The organism is Methylomonas sp. TEB (assembly GCF_047777895.1).
Lineage (GTDB): Bacteria > Pseudomonadota > Gammaproteobacteria > Methylococcales > Methylomonadaceae > Methylomonas.
Map to the genome: position 1 here is coordinate 4,655,922 of NZ_CP180476.1, position 17,347 is coordinate 4,673,268.

At 51.0% G+C, this 17,347-nt stretch carries 16 protein-coding genes; all 16 read right to left on the minus strand.

The window, feature by feature from the left end; translation table 11 throughout:
• Positions 1–138 precede the first annotated feature (138 nt).
• A complete protein-coding gene (locus ACMXD4_RS21165) occupies positions 139–2,091 on the minus strand; it encodes a type VI secretion system Vgr family protein (protein WP_415879295.1) in 1,953 nt (650 codons plus the stop codon).
• A gap of 46 nt (positions 2,092–2,137) precedes the next feature.
• A complete protein-coding gene (locus ACMXD4_RS21170; protein WP_415879296.1) occupies positions 2,138–2,401 on the minus strand; it encodes a PAAR domain-containing protein in 264 nt (87 codons plus the stop codon).
• 40 nt (positions 2,402–2,441) lie between these two features.
• Positions 2,442–3,023, minus strand: a complete 582-nt coding sequence (locus tag ACMXD4_RS21175; protein WP_225892927.1) for a DUF6931 family protein — start codon at positions 3,021–3,023, stop codon at positions 2,442–2,444.
• Positions 3,024–3,105: 82 nt separating this feature from the next.
• Entirely contained in the window at positions 3,106–3,414 is a 309-nt protein-coding gene (locus tag ACMXD4_RS21180) for a hypothetical protein (protein ID WP_415879297.1), read from the minus strand.
• Entirely contained in the window at positions 3,411–3,548 is a 138-nt protein-coding gene (locus tag ACMXD4_RS21185) for a hypothetical protein (protein ID WP_165385995.1), read from the minus strand. The genes ACMXD4_RS21180 and ACMXD4_RS21185 overlap by 4 nt, the downstream gene beginning before the upstream one ends.
• 807 nt (positions 3,549–4,355) lie before the next feature.
• Entirely contained in the window at positions 4,356–5,009 is a 654-nt protein-coding gene (locus tag ACMXD4_RS21190; RefSeq protein ID WP_101053078.1) for a hypothetical protein, read from the minus strand.
• Positions 5,010–5,137: 128 nt separating this feature from the next.
• Complete coding sequence (locus tag ACMXD4_RS21195) at positions 5,138–5,614, minus strand: hypothetical protein (protein WP_101053077.1); 477 nt, start codon at positions 5,612–5,614, stop codon at positions 5,138–5,140.
• Positions 5,615–5,903: 289 nt separating this feature from the next.
• On the minus strand, positions 5,904–8,597 hold the full coding sequence (tssH, locus tag ACMXD4_RS21200; protein ID WP_415879298.1) for a type VI secretion system ATPase TssH: 2,694 nt from the start codon (positions 8,595–8,597) through the stop codon (positions 5,904–5,906).
• 33 nt (positions 8,598–8,630) lie between these two features.
• Positions 8,631–9,686 carry a type VI secretion system baseplate subunit TssG gene (gene tssG, locus ACMXD4_RS21205; RefSeq protein WP_415879299.1) on the minus strand — a complete coding sequence of 352 codons (1,056 nt, stop codon included), beginning with the start codon at positions 9,684–9,686 and terminating at the stop codon, positions 8,631–8,633.
• Positions 9,668–11,554 carry a type VI secretion system baseplate subunit TssF gene (gene tssF, locus ACMXD4_RS21210; RefSeq protein WP_415879300.1) on the minus strand — a complete coding sequence of 629 codons (1,887 nt, stop codon included), beginning with the start codon at positions 11,552–11,554 and terminating at the stop codon, positions 9,668–9,670. Before tssF ends, tssG begins: the two co-directional genes overlap by 19 nt.
• Before the next feature lie 2 nt (positions 11,555–11,556).
• The gene (gene tssE / locus ACMXD4_RS21215; RefSeq protein ID WP_033159218.1) at positions 11,557–12,060 is read right to left on the minus strand and encodes a type VI secretion system baseplate subunit TssE; all 504 of its coding nucleotides are present in this window, start codon (positions 12,058–12,060) and stop codon (positions 11,557–11,559) included.
• On the minus strand, positions 12,060–12,866 hold the full coding sequence (locus ACMXD4_RS21220; RefSeq protein WP_415879301.1) for a type VI secretion system accessory protein TagJ: 807 nt from the start codon (positions 12,864–12,866) through the stop codon (positions 12,060–12,062). Before ACMXD4_RS21220 ends, tssE begins: the two co-directional genes overlap by 1 nt.
• 60 nt (positions 12,867–12,926) lie before the next feature.
• Positions 12,927–13,409, minus strand: coding sequence for a type VI secretion system tube protein Hcp (locus ACMXD4_RS21225; protein WP_033159220.1), 483 nt, complete (start codon positions 13,407–13,409; stop codon positions 12,927–12,929).
• A gap of 166 nt (positions 13,410–13,575) precedes the next feature.
• Positions 13,576–15,063: a type VI secretion system contractile sheath large subunit gene (tssC, locus tag ACMXD4_RS21230; protein WP_026603012.1), complete on the minus strand. Its 1,488-nt coding sequence runs from the start codon at positions 15,061–15,063 to the stop codon at positions 13,576–13,578.
• 3 nt (positions 15,064–15,066) lie between these two features.
• On the minus strand, positions 15,067–15,597 hold the full coding sequence (tssB, locus tag ACMXD4_RS21235) for a type VI secretion system contractile sheath small subunit (protein WP_033159221.1): 531 nt from the start codon (positions 15,595–15,597) through the stop codon (positions 15,067–15,069).
• Positions 15,598–15,642: 45 nt separating this feature from the next.
• Positions 15,643–16,674, minus strand: coding sequence for a type VI secretion system protein TssA (gene tssA / locus ACMXD4_RS21240; protein WP_415879302.1), 1,032 nt, complete (start codon positions 16,672–16,674; stop codon positions 15,643–15,645).
• Between the last annotated feature and the right edge of the window lie 673 nt (positions 16,675–17,347).

A 17,347-nucleotide genomic window follows, 5' to 3' on the forward strand; every position in this document is an offset into this window, starting at 1 on the left:
CAGGCACACGCTGTAGTCTGGATGGACGCATTGTCGTCGCGACCCAGCTCGACGCCGGCCCGGCGTCCCTTATCCCTGTAATATTCCAGCATTATCCTTACTCTATCCGGTTGGTTTCGTGCGGCGGAAAAATGATCATCAGTTGATCATCACCATCCCGCCTTTAAGGGTCAGCATGCCATCACCACTCACCGTGGTCTGCAAGCCCTTCAATTCGGCCTGGGTGTCTGCCTGGATTTTAACGGTCATGCCTTTGATCGTGACGCCACTATTGTCGATTTTGATGCTGTTGGAGCCCACTTTAAGCTCTATGGACTGCCCGGCTTCTTCGGAAATGCTGCCGGCGTTGACTTTGACGGTCCGGTTCCCTTGGGTGACGGTCAAACTGTCGTTGCCTTTGTCGATTTCCACGGTGTGATTGCCGGTCTTGACCGTCAATTTGTCGTTGCCTTGATCCAGCGTGATGGTGCGGTGATTGTAGATGTCCACGGTTTGGTCGCCGGCATCTTTTTTCTCGAAACCGATTTTTTGCACGTCGTTGTTTTCAACAATGCGCGTAAAGTTTTTCTCGGCGTGCATGTAGAGCTCTTCGTTACCTTTCTTGTCTTCGAAGCGAATTTCGTTGAAATTTTCAGCGGCCCCATTTGGCGTGCTGCGGGTTTTAATCCCGCTTTGGGTTTTGTTGGCATCTAAGCTATAAGGCGGCATTTGTTGGGCGTTATACACGCGCCCGGTGATGATGGGGTTATCCGGATTGCCTTCCAGAAAATCGACGATCACTTCCTGGCCGACGCGCGGAATAAACATCGATCCCCAGTTATTGCCGGCCCAAATCTGCGCAACCCGCACCCAAAATGAGCTATTTTCATTTTTTGTGCCAAGCCGATCCCAGTGAAATTGCACCTTAACCCGGCCATATTGATCGGTCAGGATTTCGTCGCCGCTACCGCCGACGACTATGGCGGTTTGCACACCCTGCACTACCGGCACACGGGTACGCCGCGGCGGACGGTAGGCGTATTCGGTACTAATAACGGAATAGGTACATTGAAACTCGTCCATGCCGCCCGCTTCGGCGATACCGTAGTCGTTGTTTTGGATCTGGAATTGGGTGGATACCGTCAGATATTCACGGTTTTGATCGGCACGCGGAAATTCCGACAAGGTGAATTTTTGTCCTACCGCCAGCGTGCGCACATTGCCGAGCGCAACAGTTTGCTCGTGCTCCGCGCGTAGCTCTTCCATGCGCAGGCGCGAGTATCGCTCACCCTCGCTGTCTACTTTGAACTCCCCCGGATAGTCGTAAACGGTTTTGCTGGCTTGAGCATGTTCGCCAGGCAAATCTTTGACTTTGTCCAAAGGCGCGGTTGTCGCCTCGAAATCGAAATCCTTTAAGCGGTAACTGCCGGAACGAATTTGCCGTCCAAGCCGCCATTCATAAAAATGCTCCTCGTCGCGCCCGCCCTGGTTTGCGGCAGGGTAGTATTTGACCGTGGCCGGTGTCGCTGCCGCCAACTTGGTAATGTCATCGCACAACACCAGCGAATGAATGCTGTCGGTATGCGTGAAGTAATAGTAGATACCTTCTTCTTCGAGCAGCCGGCTAATAAAATTGAAGTCGGTCTCCCGATACTGCACGCAAAAATCGCGGGGCTGGTAGGTGGTGGAAAACTTTGTCGTTACATCGGTATAACCATGCTCGGCGAGGACAGCCTTGACCATGTCCGGTACATTTTTGGTTGCCGGCGCCGGCGATAAAACGCGACAGTTACTGGCTTGCGTCAGTAACCACACTTTCGGATGCACAATAGCTCGGTAGAAATACAAGTCGCCGAGCATACCGAATTGGTTAATCTGCGTGACAATGCCGTTGAACGGGCGTAGCGCACCGTTATCCAGTTGCAATTTGACGGTAATGCTGGTGCCCAACACCGTTTGCAGATCAATATCGCCGTTCTCGCTCAGCAATTCCAACTCGTACTCGAACAAACTGCTCAATTGTTCTTTACCAGTCATCCGATACAGCACAAAGGTATCCGCACCGGCGGCTGTCACCACCGAAGCGGTGCGAGATTCTTGAGAAAGTGGCATGGTGAAATCCTAACGCTAAAACGATAATTTTGAGATAAAGCCGGCGTCAGCCACCGATCAGTACCGTAGGGTAACCGAGGATAATGGTGCCGCCATGGGCGCACATATCACCCATCCTGGCGGCCGGCATGTTGGCTATCATCACGGTTGCCGACCCTTTTGCGATGGTATCTGGCGGCCCGACGCATGTCGCCATGTCGGTAGCGCGTGCGGCCGGCATTTTGCCTATCATTACCGTGGGCGCACCAGGAGGCAAAATCGGGCCCCCGACATGCGGCACGGGGCCGGTAAACATTGGACAAACATGCATGTCAGTTATACGTGCAGCCGGCTGTCCCATCGTAATCTCCTTAAGCCGCCTGCCAAAGTCGGCCGTTACCGCCGTTGGCAATATCAATAGCCTGATCGATAAAAAATTGGTATTTCTCATAGGCCTTTTCCGGCTGAGTCAATACCGCCGCCAACATTACCGCCCCAGCCACGGCTTTGGCAGTCAGATTATCCGCCGGCGGAACCGATGGTGCGTCTTCCGGCGCCATACTGCCATCACTCCAAAACGCGGCCATGGCTGCCCATGCGGCAGGGTTTTCGAAGGATGCGCTGTGAGCGGCAGCGTTGGCGGCCCGGCGATTAGGCTCGGTTGGCTTAAATACCCACAACTCCGCGGCATCGAGCGCTTTAACGACTTCGGGGGGCGTTTGCGGGCTCACCACACTGCGCGCAGAAAGACAGGCCCACCAAGTCGCTTCGCGCTTGGGTAACGCTCTGGCCATAAAACGCACGGCATCGGGATAAAGTTGCTGTTCGAGCAATTTATTCAAAAAATCAACCGGCGCAGGGTCGGCAAGCAGACCTGCAGTTGCCTGCTGATCCAGTTGAATATCCTGGCAAATCGCCGAGGCTTTAGGTATCGATACTTTAGTTAATGACACTGCGCCAGCCATGTATTCCCCACTTTCCGTTCACCTTTCAAATATAAATCGAGAAACCGTTCAGCTTATTATGCCGTTTCTCTCACTGCACAGACTCATCTTCGTCACTCCATTCTTTTTCATATCCGGCGTTAACCAGATAAGATCTTAGTGTGTTCATGATGTACTCATCATAGGCTTGAAGATCGCGATGAACCGCGGCATCCACTCCTTGCTCAGCATCTTTAATCGACTCGTCGACCATCTGCCAGAAAAACGCCGTCAGCTGTTTGGCCTCGTTGGCGTTTTTTACATATCCTTTGTCAATAATCTCGATGATGCTATTTGCTTGTAGTTTATGAGCATAGTGCATGAGTATTTCTTTTTCCTCAGGATACTTGTAGGCAATCATTTCAAGAACCTTTCCACATGCGGATATACTGCCATTCTATCGGCAATCATCAATAATTTTGCCACTAAGGCGTCGATGGTCATACGCTCGGTAACTGTTAACAAATAGTGCTGACTATCTCGAGTATCTTGCACAAACCTTGACCCAGCCGGCAATTCAAAGCTCGCCAATAACCAGTTAATATAAATAGATTTATCTTTATTCTATTTACGTTTTAATGTGATCCGATCTTTTAAATGATTCCATTCAGCCGAAAATCAAAGCCCCATTTACTCATGAGGCTCCACCCAGCTTTTGCAGGGCGAAAAAAGATAATCTTTTTCTCGTATCCCTTTTATCATAGTTCCTTGACTATGATCCAAATACAAAGTCGGATGCTGTCCGGCAACAATAGGCCGAGCCCGAAACTCTCCCAGCCCTTTAATATATTCCCGAAGATCATTGACTGAATTTAATTGTGTCATATTTGTTTACAGGGAATATGCATAGGGAACCAATTGGCGCTTATCGCAAGGTTTTCAACGATACGACGCACCCACTCAAAATTCAATAAATCTAACCTTCGGTATTGCTAACATGGCTGCCCACCCAACTCCTAATAGCATTAGTGTATTTGGAAGAATGTAGACTTTAAATTAGTCCGAATACGTTTCACTATTCGGATCTACGACTCTGAAAACCGTCGCCGCACCAATCAAGCTCGACTCTCACGTGTTCACCAGCCAGTCATCAACCATATGCTCCGGCGGCTTAGAATAATATTTATTACTGCCTTTGTAATAGGCTGCAATCGCAATTTTTGCAAAATCTAAAAAGCGACCATATTAATCACCTTTAATATAAAAATCATTCAACAAATCCAGCTACCGAATCAGGTGAGTTCCATTCGCGAAAGATACAATTCGCCTCAACAAACTATGTTTTTTGTATGGACGAAATTATTAGACATTTTTTAGCGCCAACAAATACACTTGATTGATCTGCCCACCTAACAAGCGATATTGCTGATAATGAAAACTCCATGCACCGGTCGCCGTGTTTCGAATTCCTATGGTAGTCGCCTTAATTTCGCCGGGTATACTTCCAGGAGTTCTCGAACTTTTCATATAGCGGTCAGGTTTTACATGGTGATCAGTCAACGATTGAACCGCTAAAGTACCATCCTGCAGGTTATGTGAGTTGGGCTGCGAGCGAAGATTGATATGTGCAACTCTGCGGTCGCCAGTCGGCGTGGCTGAGCCTACTCCGAATGAGCAGCCATCCATATTTGATGTAAACATGAAATCTGCTCCCGCTCCAACCATAATCGAATGCATTGCATCGTCTTCGTATGGACACCAATAAGCTCTCAAATAATCACGATTTGCGGATGTCGCGTTGCGGCTGAATATGGTTGCTTCCTGTCCGTGTATCGGCACTAATGAATAACATGGGATATTGGCGCCAGTAGCCAGCTTGACAGCATCGTAATTTTTTCGCTCAAATTTAAACATACCAATAGAGTTCGGCTGCGCTGGCATAGTAAACAACACTCGTAGCACATTATTTTTTAGAAACTGCTTAGGATTAGCAACAAAATCAGAAATTGCGGTCATGGGATATCCTCTTTAAGTTCAACCAGAAATTATAATAAAAAATAATAACCATAAAACCACTCAAAACTCTGAAAATACAGCTTTAGCGGTCTCAAACCATAAAACACATGTATAAACTCCCAACAGCTCTAATTGATTTCATTTCCTTCAAACTTATATACTTCTATAGAGACGCCATTTGCTTTAACTTGCTTGGCAAACGCTTTCGCCTTGTTAGTTGGCCAATCCCCCCGAGCGGAATCATGTAAAACTGACAACCCCATATTATCAGGGCGCTCTAACCGTGTTACCCAGCCGCTCTGTTGATAATTTTTCATAATATAATTTGCCGCATTAATTCCAATCTGCCCCACACCGAAACCGATATATTTGTGCGGAGGCAACCCTGATCTATTACCGATCGGCTGCCCGCTCATTGCAGTTGCCAACGTAGCTCGACTCCCAACAGTCCAGCCAGGGAATCGGCCACCCACGCCATTATCAGTCCCAGCTGAATGAGCTAACCCGTCCAAAACAGGAACATTATTTTTATCGCTTAACCATGCATTTTGGATATCCTCTAACTCCTGCTCAGATATATCCATCAAAATAAAATGCCCAGCCATTGTCGCCTCCAAATTTTATTTAATTATGTCAAAAATAAAAATTAATATTTAACTTCTCTGTTGGCAATAACAGATTACTACCAGCATCCAAAAAAAATCTTCCCCTAAACTGCGTTAATAACTAAAAGATATTTTCTTGCAAAATGGTACGACCTAAAATGATCTTAATCGGCATCCAACACTCTCTTGATCAATGCCAACCTCAAATATTGAGAACGGAATACGATGCCTTAGGGTTTCGTGCTAAAACTCGGTAGTCACACACCATCAAAAACTTAAAAGAGCATAATTACTCGAACCCATACCCGAAATCTCCATTCTCAACCTTCACGTGCACCCTTTGGATAGGCGTACCCTCCATCATTCGGGTCAAGAACTCCTCACTAATCTTCGGCAACACGGTATTGGTCAAGATCGCGTCTATCATCCGTCCGCCGCTTTCCAATTCAGTACAACGGCTGGCAATCAGTTTGATGACTTCGTCGTCGTAACTGAACGGGACTTTGTGCGATTCTTCGACGCGCTTTTTGATTCGGCCCAATTGCAACCGGGCGATTGCGCCTATCATTTCGTCGTTGAGAGGGTAGTAAGGAATAACGACTAAACGTCCAAGCAAGGCTGGCGGAAATACTTTTAACAACGGTTCCCGCAAAGCTTTGGCAATGCCTTCCGGCTCCGGCATTAAATCCGGGTCTTTGCACAAGTTGGCAATCAGGTCTGTGCCGGCATTGGTGGTCAGCAAGATCAAGGTATTTTTGAAATCTATCACCCGACCTTCGCCGTCTTCCATCCAGCCTTTGTCGAACACCTGGAAGAAAATTTCATGGACATCGGGATGAGCTTTTTCCACTTCATCCAGCAATACCACGCTATAAGGGCGGCGCCTTACCGCTTCGGTCAACACCCCACCTTCGCCGTAACCGACATAGCCCGGAGGCGCGCCTTTCAGGGTGGAAACGGTATGCGCTTCCTGGTATTCGCTCATGTTGATGGTGATGACGTTTTGCTCGCCGCCGTACAATGTTTCGGCTAGCGCCAGCGCGGTTTCGGTCTTACCCACGCCGGAAGTACCAGCCAGCATGAATACACCGATGGGCTTGTTCGGATTATCCAGGCCTGCGCGCGAGGTCTGGATGCGCTTGGCGATCATCTCCAGTGCGTGGCGTTGGCCGATGATGCGCTGCTCCAGCAAATCCGGCAGCTTCAGTACCGTTTCGATTTCATTTTTGACCATCCGGCCAACCGGAATGCCGGTCCAATCTTGCACAACAGCGCCTACAGCCTGCTGATCGACGGTTGGCAAAATTAGCGGCGACTCGCCTTGTTGTGCGTGGAGTTGAGCCTGCAAGGCTTTCAATTCGGTCAGCCAGGCGTCGCGATCATTGGCTTCGCTACCAACATCGCCTTCCGCAGGTTCGGCTGTATCGACAGCGTGTCCAGCCGATCTAAGTTTGCCGCGCAATTCCAAAATCTTGCCGACCAATTCCTTCTCGGCATTCCAACGCTCTTCCAGGCCAGCCAGACGCTGCTGTTCGGCTGCCAGTTTTTCGTTAGCCACTTGCTCCCGTGCAGCCACTTCGACACCGACTGTTTTTTCCCGGCCGATAATCGCCAACTCCGTTTCCAGGGCTTCTATGCGTTTACGGCAGTCGTCCACTTCGGCGGGCACCGCGTGTTGGCTGATGCCGACCCGGGCACAGGCGGTATCCAGTAAACTGACGGCCTTGTCCGGTAATTGCCGGGCTGGGATATAGCGGTGGGATAATTTGACGGCGGCTTCCAGCGCTTCATCCAGAATCAACACCTGGTGATGTTTTTCCTGCACCGAGACCACGCCGCGCATCATGCCGATGGCTTTGGCTTCGCTAGGCTCCAACACTTGCACGACCTGAAAACGCCGGGTCAAGGCCGGGTCTTTTTCGATATGTTTTTTGTATTCCGCCCAGGTCGTGGCCGCGACGGTGCGCAATTGACCACGCGCCAACGCCGGTTTTAATAGATTGGCTGCATCGCCGGTACCTGCCGCGCCGCCCGCACCCACCAAGGTATGGGCTTCATCGATAAACAGAATGATGGGTTTTGGCGAGGCTTGCACTTCTTCGATGACTTGGCGCAGGCGGTTTTCGAATTCGCCTTTCATACTGGCGCCGGCTTGCAACAAGCCGACATCCAAGGTCCGCAAGCTCACATCGCGTAATAACGGCGGCACGTCGCCGGCGACAATTTTCAAAGCAAAACCCTCAACTACCGCAGTTTTGCCGACACCGGCCTCACCGGTCAGAATCGGATTGTTCTGCCTGCGGCGCATCAGAATATCGATGACTTGCCGAATCTCTTCCTCGCGGCCCACGATAGGATCGATTTTGCCGTTACGCGCCTGTTCGGTCAGGTCAACGGTAAATTGCTTCAGCGCCTCCTGCTTGCCCATCGCTGCCGGTGCAATCGCACCGCTGGCTTCGCCGGGCGTAGCGCCTACCAGCGAACCATCATTGGCAACCAAGCCGTCTTCCGGTGAACCGGACACAATCTTCGGCAACTCGTCGGAAACCGTATCCGGTTTGAGTTTTTCGAACTCTTTGGAAATTCCCAGCAACTCGTTGCGCAAGGATTTGGTTTTCAACATACCGACCAATAAATGGCCGCTACGCACCTGAGACTCACCGAACAACAATGTGCCGAAGACCCAGCCGCGTTCGACACTATCCTCGATATGCGGCGAAAAATCGGAAATAGCCGTAGAACCGCGCGGCAAGCGGTCCAGCGCGTTAGTCACGTCCTTGGCAATCACCGAGGCATCCAAACCGTAATGCTTCACCAAGCGGTGCAAATCGGAGTCTTGCAGTTGTAGCAGTTGGCTTAACCAATGCACCAACTCGACATAGGGGTTGCCTCTTAGTTTGCAAAACACCGTCGCACCCTCGACGGCTTTGTAACAAACCTTGTTCAATTTCCCAAACAACTTGACTCGGCTAATTTCCGCCATGGTGTTTATTCCTCGCTAAAGTTTAAGTGTGGTTCAGCAGGCAGCATCAGCCTGTATAAACGGATTGAGCGTTAAATCATCGGCATCGCCTGCACCGCGGCGCGGTCCCAACCAAGTACTCCAACCCAATTGCGCATCGCCGTTCATACTATTCGCGCCGGTCGTTTCGGGTTTTCCTAAGGCCAGCTCTTCCGGTACTTCGGCTTTTTCCAAAATCAATTGTGCGTCCCAGACCATTTCGTCGCCGACATAATTGCGGACGATGGCCACCAACTTGGGCAATAACGCCCCGCCCGGCAGCAAGGCCAAATATAGGCTACGGCGCAACGGCCCGATAACGACACGAAATTTATGCTGGCAACCCCAAACGCTAGCGCCGATCACAACAGAGCTCCCCAGAGAACAGGTGTCTTTGCTCCAGCCCAAACGAGTTTGCTCACGGGGTTGAATGTCCATCCATTCGCCAACAAATTCGGCGACGCGGACCGGCACTTTAAAAATATCCGAGACAATGGCCTGTAAACCCCCAGGATGTTTGGTCTGCGCGGCAAAATGCCCGGCATAAAACAATTTGCCTCGGTCGGTCAGTGCGTCCCGGTTCTGAAACGGCGCCCCGGAAATACCCAGCATGGCACCCACGTAAAAACCAAAGCGGTCTGTATCCGGCCGGTCGTAATGCACTTCCGGGCGGGCATTGGCCCAGGCCCGGTAAAACAAACTAATCATGCGATGATGAAAGACATCGGCAAAACGAGCAAAGGTCGGATCGTGATGGTGGCGCTGCCGTTCTCGGGCATACTCGGTCAAATGCAGCGGCAGCGGGCCGTTGGGACCGAACAAACCCATAAAATTTACCGCCAATCTCGGTTTACCCAGCCCCGTCCCGCCCAGCGAATAGTAATCGACAGCGGTAGCAGGAAATTCCAGTTCCGGCTCCTGGGAAAAACGCACCGCATCGTCGGCCGCTTTTACACTGGTACCGAAACGCGGCTTATCGCTATTCAGGCATTCGATCAAGCGCACCGCCTCGAAAAAATCGAAGCGCGACGCATCCTTCGTCAATTCACCGATTAAATCGTGTGGCGACATCCCATCCTCGCAGGCCAGCGGGCCACTTCACCACGATCAGTAGTGCGTATTACGGTTTCTACGAAAGAATTGATCGATACGTAGCGGGCGAAAAAACGCTCCAATACCGTTGCCAGCAGAAAATAGCCGCCACCTTCAAATGCCGACTCGTCCAGCATGACGGTAATTTCCAAGCCGCGCCCGAACACCATCGGCCCCTTGGCATCGATGCGTCTGACCACATTTTTTGAAGCTACGGAAAGCACGCCCTCAACCTGTTTCTTGATGGCCGGTTCGCGCTGGTCGGCATACAGGCCCAACAATTCACGCAATGCCGCCGCACCGCTCTTGGCATCGGTATCCAGCAGCGACAGATAGTTCAGCGACAAATGATTGATCAGGCGCCACACGGTATCCGCCTCATACGCAGCCGGCAGCGGCCGGGTCGGGCCGGCGATACAACGCACCGATTTCACCGGCGCACTAACTTGCAAGGTAAAATCGGTATCACCTTGGCCTACCGGCATCACCAGCGGCAAATCACGATTGGTACATAAGGTATCCAGCCCCAGTTGCGCCAACTTGCCGGAATACGGCGCCTGGGCCGCATCGACCAAGGACACAAAAACTTCGCTGCCGATATAACTGGAACGCACTCCCTTGCGACGTTGATTTGAAGACAGCACGCGATTCACTCGCCGTAAGCTGAAAAACGCAGTTTCCCCGGCGTGCTGGTAGGACGCTTTAGAGCCGTAAAAAGGCAGAAAGGCCTGTTCGCTCTCCTGATCGGCACCGAAACCGGTGGCTTCATTGACGCTATGTACTTCATAATCCATCGGCCGGCTGCGATCCACCACGATGTGATATTCAGACTGACGCTGGTCGATATGGATTCGGTCGGCACGTTTAGGGAACAAATTGATAGCCGGTACGCAGAACAAGGCCAAATTGTTCTGATCCAACACATTAATCAGTTGCGGTTCGCTGCGGTCGAACAGCACGAACAACTCAATCTGTTCACTGTCACAGTTACTTGCTAGCTCTCCCAGTCCACCGAGTTCGACAAACAGGTAACGGTCCGGGAATGCGAAATATTCCTGCAATATTCGATAACCGTCGAACGAGCGCGGCGTCTGTCTGAGTAAAGCCTCGTCCGGTTCGAAGCCCAGACCGCGTACCCCCCCAGCAGACAGCGTGCGAATTTCCGTCGAGACCCGGTTATGGAAACTGCCGACAATGCCGCTTACATTTGCCAACAGTTGTTCGTACAAGCGATACGGGATATTGCCGACACCGCGCAGAAACAACGGCAGCCGGTCCAGGGCAATTTCGTTGAACTTTAAACCGCCCACACTATTCAAGACGATACGCAAGGCCGCTTTGACCGGTCCGCGAAAATGTTTGGCCGTCAAGCCGCGACTGGACACGGCAGCCAGACTCGGCAGATATTCAATTTGGCCTATCTGCAACGGTAACAGTTGCAAGTCTTGCGCAGTACGGTACTCGCAGGCGGTTTGTTCGCCTCTGGCGATCTGGCTGCGCAACACCGTATCCTTGGCTATCGTGATCCCGTCTGCCAGAGCCGCTTCGGCAAAATCGGGTTTCATCTCCACCACCGTCATCGATGGCGTAGCCGACAAATAGTGCGGATAGATAATCTGCAATAATTGCTGGGTAAAGTTGGGAAACTCGGAGTCGACTTTCAGTTGCACCCGAGCCGCCATAAAAGCGAAGCCTTCGAATAAGCGCTCTACATACGGGTCGGAACATTCGAAAGTATCCAAGCCCAAGCGATTGGCTATTTTCGGAAACTCTGCGGCAAACTCCGCGCCTACTTCACGGACGTATTGCAACTCGCGGTTATAGTATTTAAGCAGCCGGGGATCCATGGTTAACCGTCCAGTTCCTTGACGCTGATTTCGCCGGTTTCCAGATCCAGGTCGCTGCGAATGTATAAATGTATCGGCAGCGGCTGCGCCCACAAATCGCCTTCGATACGAAACGACAACGCCTTGTGATTCATTTGATCATCGGCTTTTGCCAATTCTACCGACAGCGAGTCCGCCAAGATTCTCGGCTCGAAATCGTTAATTGCCTGCCGGACTTTACGTTCGATCTTTTTAACGTCAATCCCGGTCAGCGATACGCCGGACAAGACCGGTGTCCCGTAATTCAATACGGAACGAGCCACAAACGGATAGTCGGTCAAATTGACCATGCTCTCGAACGCTGCGGTATTCAGCAGCCAGCTCAAATCGCGCAATACGCTCTGCCGCAACTGGCGCAGAGACATGACACGTTGCTCGCGGGTTTCCGCGCGTTTGTCGGGAGCTTCGTCGGTCAACCGATCCAGCAAGGACGGTTGGAGACGTTCCGCGTGCAGTAAATCGGCCATTATTCCAGCCCTACCGGCGCATTGAATTCAATAGTACGGACATCTAACAGCGCGTAATCGTCGACGTCGGTGGCCAATAGGCGCTGCCCCTTGCCATGCATTAAACCGTCTGCGACTTTAGTCCATTCGGTTAAACGGGACAGGCGGATGCGAGCGTCCGAGTCGGCTTCCGAACCCGGATAACGGCAAGGTATCAAGCCGCTGGCTTCGCCACCATTGATCCAGGTAAATTGCGCCGGTATCCATACCAAATCGCGTAAATCGGTGGGTTTTTCCAGCTGTATCTTGCTGATCTGCATAAACGGCACCCAGTAGTAGCGACCATTGACGACGGCCTCCAACACCGGTCCCAAACGGCTATCAGCGTCTGCTAACCATTCAAACGGTGTACCGTCCAACGCTCCAGCGGTAGCCGGCGCCTGCTGTAAGGCCTCAGTTCGTAATGCCACGGCCTGCTGAAAATCGCCGCTGTTTTCCCGTATTAGCGCTTCTAACAGTAAAGCCAACCATGCTGGCGGCTCGCCAAAAATCAAAGGCGTTTTGCGTGCGGCAAACACGTCCTTACGTAATGCTTCACAGAGTAAAACTTGTTCGTAGGTACTAACCATCAACAAGGTGGAGGCATCCAAATCGCGCAACACATTAAGTTGATTTAGCGCCTTATCCCACAGGCCCTGCACGCAATACAGCTGAAACAGCAGGATCCGCGATTTAGGATCGGCCGGATTTTGCCTGATGTACTGCTGGGTTTGCTGCAATGCCGCATCCAGCTCGCCTTCGGCGATAAGACGTGAAACGTCCTGCATACGATTCTCCGATGAGTGCAAAAATAACCCCAGTGGTGTTGGCTCCACCGGGGTCGGGGATTACACGGTTTCGTTTTTCATCAAGTTCCAACCTTTGAATGCGCCAGCGGCTGGTGCTTCGCCTTCGCCGAAAGTGTTGTACTTCATTTTAACTTCGTTGAAGTTGATGGATATGCTCTCGTGAGGGCGGTCACCGCCGCTGGATTGGCTGTAGCCGCTGATGATAGCGTCGGCCAGTTCGATTTCCAGATACACTTGACCCTTGGCATCTGCGCCGCCGGTTTGGATGAAATGGAATGTTGCTGTACCCAAGCTTTTGCCGCAGATGGACTGCATCCACAGGTCGACGGACGCGATGTCCATGCTTTTAGTCAGGGTGACTTCGGAAAACGAAGGATTGCTGGTATCGCGGTCTTTGCCGACGCCGCTGGTCGAAATGGCACGACCTACGCCCATTTGCAAACTGTCTACGGTAATCCAGTCCGTATGGCTGGCTACGGTGCTATCGCCTTTAATTTCGGTCGCGAATTTTAATAAGATCATAGTGCTCTCCTTTCGAAGTTAGTGATAAAAATACAAACGGGCATCCACCCACAGATTTACAGCTCCGGCAAGCCGGGATATAAAACGACTAACCGCCACTGCCGGGAATTTCGTATTGCTGCCCCGGCAAATAGCGTACTTCCTAGCCTTATTCAACGAATAGGACTTAACCTTTTTGCGACGGTAATTTAGATGTCAGTCGCAAGGAAACCGTCAACCCTTCCAACTGATAGTGCGGTCTAAGGAAAAACTTAGATTGATAATATCCAGGATTACCCTCGACTTCCTCGACCACCACTTCCGCACCGGCCAATGGCCGGCGCGCTTTGTCTTTTTCGGTGGCCACTGCTGGATTGGTCAACACGTATTGGCTGATCCAGGTGTTCAACCACGCCTGCATGTCTTGGCGCTCCTTGAACGATCCGATTTTGTCTCGAACGATGCATTTCAGATAGTGCGCAAACCGGCAGGTGGCAAACAAATACGGCAGGCGCGCAGCCAAGTTGGCGTTGGCGGTGGCATCCGGATCGGTGTATTCAGCCGGTTTTTGCAGCGATTGCGCGCCGATGAATGCGGCGAAATCGGTGTTTTTTTTGTGCAACAAGGGCATGAAACCGCTTTTGGCCAATTCCGCTTCACGGCGGTCGGTAATGGCGATCTCGGTCGGGCACTTCATGTCGACGCCGCCTTCGTCGGTCGGAAACGAATGCACCGGTAATCCTTCCACTGCGCCACCGGATTCAATACCGCGAATCTGCGAACACCAACCGTAATATTTGAACGAGCGATTGATGTTGACTGCCATCGCATAAGCAGCGTTAGACCACGTATATTTACTGCTATCGGCGCCCGAGGTATCTTCCTCGAAATCAAACTCTTCGACCGGATCGGTTTTCGAGCCATAAGGTAAACGGCTCAGGAAGCGCGGCATAGCCAAACCGAGGTAACGGGAATCTTCGGACTCGCGCAACGAGCGCCAAGCCGCGTATTCCGGCGTTTGAAAAATTTTGGTCAAATCACGCGGATTGGCCAATTCGGACCAACTTTCCATTTGCAGCACCGATGGCGCCACGCCGGAAATGAACGGGGTATGCGCGGAGGCACTGATTTTTGCCATCTCGCCCAACAATTCCACATCTTGCGGACTGTGATCGAAATGGTAGTCGCCCACCAAGCAACCGAAGGGTTCGCCGCCAAACGTGCCGTATTCTTCTTCATACAGTTTTTTGAACAGCGGGCTTTGGTCCCAGGCGGTACCTTTGAACTTTTTCAGGGTTTTACCCAACTCGTTTTTGGTGATATTCAACACGCGAATTTTCAACATTTCGTCGGTTTCGGTGTTGTTGACCAAGTAATGCAAGCCGCGCCAGGCGCCTTCCAGTTTTTGAAAATCGGGATGGTGTATGACGAGATTTAATTGTTCGGTGATTTTCTGATCCAGGCTGGCGATAATCGACTGGATCGTTTTAATGGCATCGTCGGATACTTTGGAAACATCCTGCAACGCATATTGCGCCAACGTTGTTACTGCGGTATTGACCTGATTGGCTGCCTCGGTACCTGGTTTGAACTCCTTGGACAATAATGCGGAAAAATCGTCCAACTCCAGGGTTTGGGTTGCGCCTTGTCCGCCTTGGGTTTCTAATTCGGCCATGGCTTACTCCCCTTTTCCTTCAGCGGCATCACCGCCTGCTTCCGCCGGTTTCGCTGACGCCGCCAAGGTTTGTAGCAACGCGGGGTCGTTAACTAACTTCGCGATTAATTCCTCCGCGCCGGTTTTACCGTCCATATAGGTAATCAAGTTGGACAACTGGGTTCTGGCTTCCAAGACTTTATCCAAGCCCGCCACTTTTTTGGCAACCGCTGCGGGAGAAAAGTCATCCATACTTTCAAAGGTGATATCGACATTCAAATTACCTTCGCCGGTCAAGGTATTGGGAACTTGGAATGCGACCCGTGGTTTCATCGATTTCAATCGATCATTGAAATTGTCGACATCGATTTCCAACAATTTGCGATCCGCCACTGGTGCTAAAGGTTCGGCTGGTTTACCGGACAAATCTGACATGACGCCCATCACGAACGGCAACTGCACCTTTTTTTCGGAACCGTAGAGTTCAACATCGTATTCAATCTGTACCCGGGGTGCCCGGTTTCGTTGTATAAACTTCTGACTACTTTCAGCCATTGTATTCTCCGCTTGACATTAAGAAGGACTACCAAAAATCAGTTTCTAACTTGGGTCGGGACCCTTTATCGCACTTATTTGGGAAAGCGCATCCGGCATTAAGTTTTGGACGATTTCCAAGAAATCTGCAGTTGCCAGATGCTTGGCCCGACGCAACAAAATGGGCACGGGGCTAGACGGCTCGTAGTCCGCATAATATTTACAAAGCGCATCCAACGTTCTCACCACATCTTGGCGCGACTCAATGGCGCCGCTCACCGCTTTGGATTTAACGGGCTTTACCTCATCACCCGCCTCAGCGCTGCTGCCATCGTCGCTTGCCTCAGTCTCGGCGTCGCTGGACAACCGCGACCCCGCGTAATGATCGAAATCATCCCTGACTTCCTTCAGTAAAGCTTTTAACGGCGTCAATACCGCGCCTTGACTGGCTCCGACTTTTTCGTTGACGAAAGCATCGATCCGCTCGACGATCTTGATACTGTCGACCAAGGCCTGATAATTATCAGCTAACGCCGCGTCATCCATATCCAGAAAAGCCGCGTTGATAGCGCCGTTGTCTGGCTTTGTCAGGCCCTTGGGCACTTCCAGCCGGTCGGTTGCGTACTGAATGTCACGCAAACAAAACCTGCCGATGGCTTTCGACTCGACCAGCACCGCCAAACTTAGAGGCCTGATTATCAGGTCGAAGCTGGCAAGCTCTTCCAAAATATTGATTCGCGACGTCGGATCCATGCCGTCGTCGGGATCGAGTTGAGGGTGTATGGAATCCCAATAACGAGTCAAGGACTCTTCCAGAAAGCTTAGTCCATCGCGAAAACCTCTCCAACCTTCAACATTGATCAGTGTCCGGATCAAGTACAAAATGACTTGCAAATCCTTGGAACGCTGCAACAAAGCCAAAGCCTCCTTGTAGACCTCGCGCCAGTTAGGCGGCAACGCCTTCTCGCCAGAAAACTGATTTTCCGGGGTCCCTAAGATATTGGTGTCCAATGCCACCCTGGCATTGTCATACTCAAGGTTATCACCACAAGGCTGCTCCGCCGAAACAGGTTCTAGTAATCCGGACAAATCCGCCATTTTTAAGCCTCTATGGTAATCCAATTGTTAACATCAACCGATTGAAAAGCGGTAACGAAACCTTGTGCCTTGCGCCCCGTTTCTTACAATCGACCCAATTCTATAGTGCCCCGGACTTGTTACGCCTGTATTAAGCCCAAAACCAATTCGCATTAGTCTAGTCGGTTTTTCATGTCACGCTTTAAACTAAAAAACCCTAAATGTCGCGGAATCTTATACCTATCAAGTTGCATTTGCTCATCAATAGATAAGGCATCGGGATCATTTAACATGCCAACTCATGAACCCTACGCCTACAAAACCGTAAGACATTGATATAACATGATTTAAAATTCAAACGGCGTGCTAAATCACAACATGCACACCCCATTGCAGCGCCAAATCGGCACGATATTTCGTAACGGATACGATATTCGGTACTTGCGGTGCCTGGCTACCGCGAGGGGAAATACCGTTTTCCATTGAAAAAATCCGTCCATTGTTTCGTGGTGCAAAAGCATCTCGCGTTCTAGCGTCGCCGAATGCTCACATCGGCTGCTTCAAATCTTGGGTCTATCTATACTAAGCGCACGTTGACAGCCATTCCCCAAAGACACTACCGACCACAGCCGTCCATCTGAGAATCTACGCGCTTATAAGATTGTTGAAGCGTATTTCTTCCAAAAGATACCGA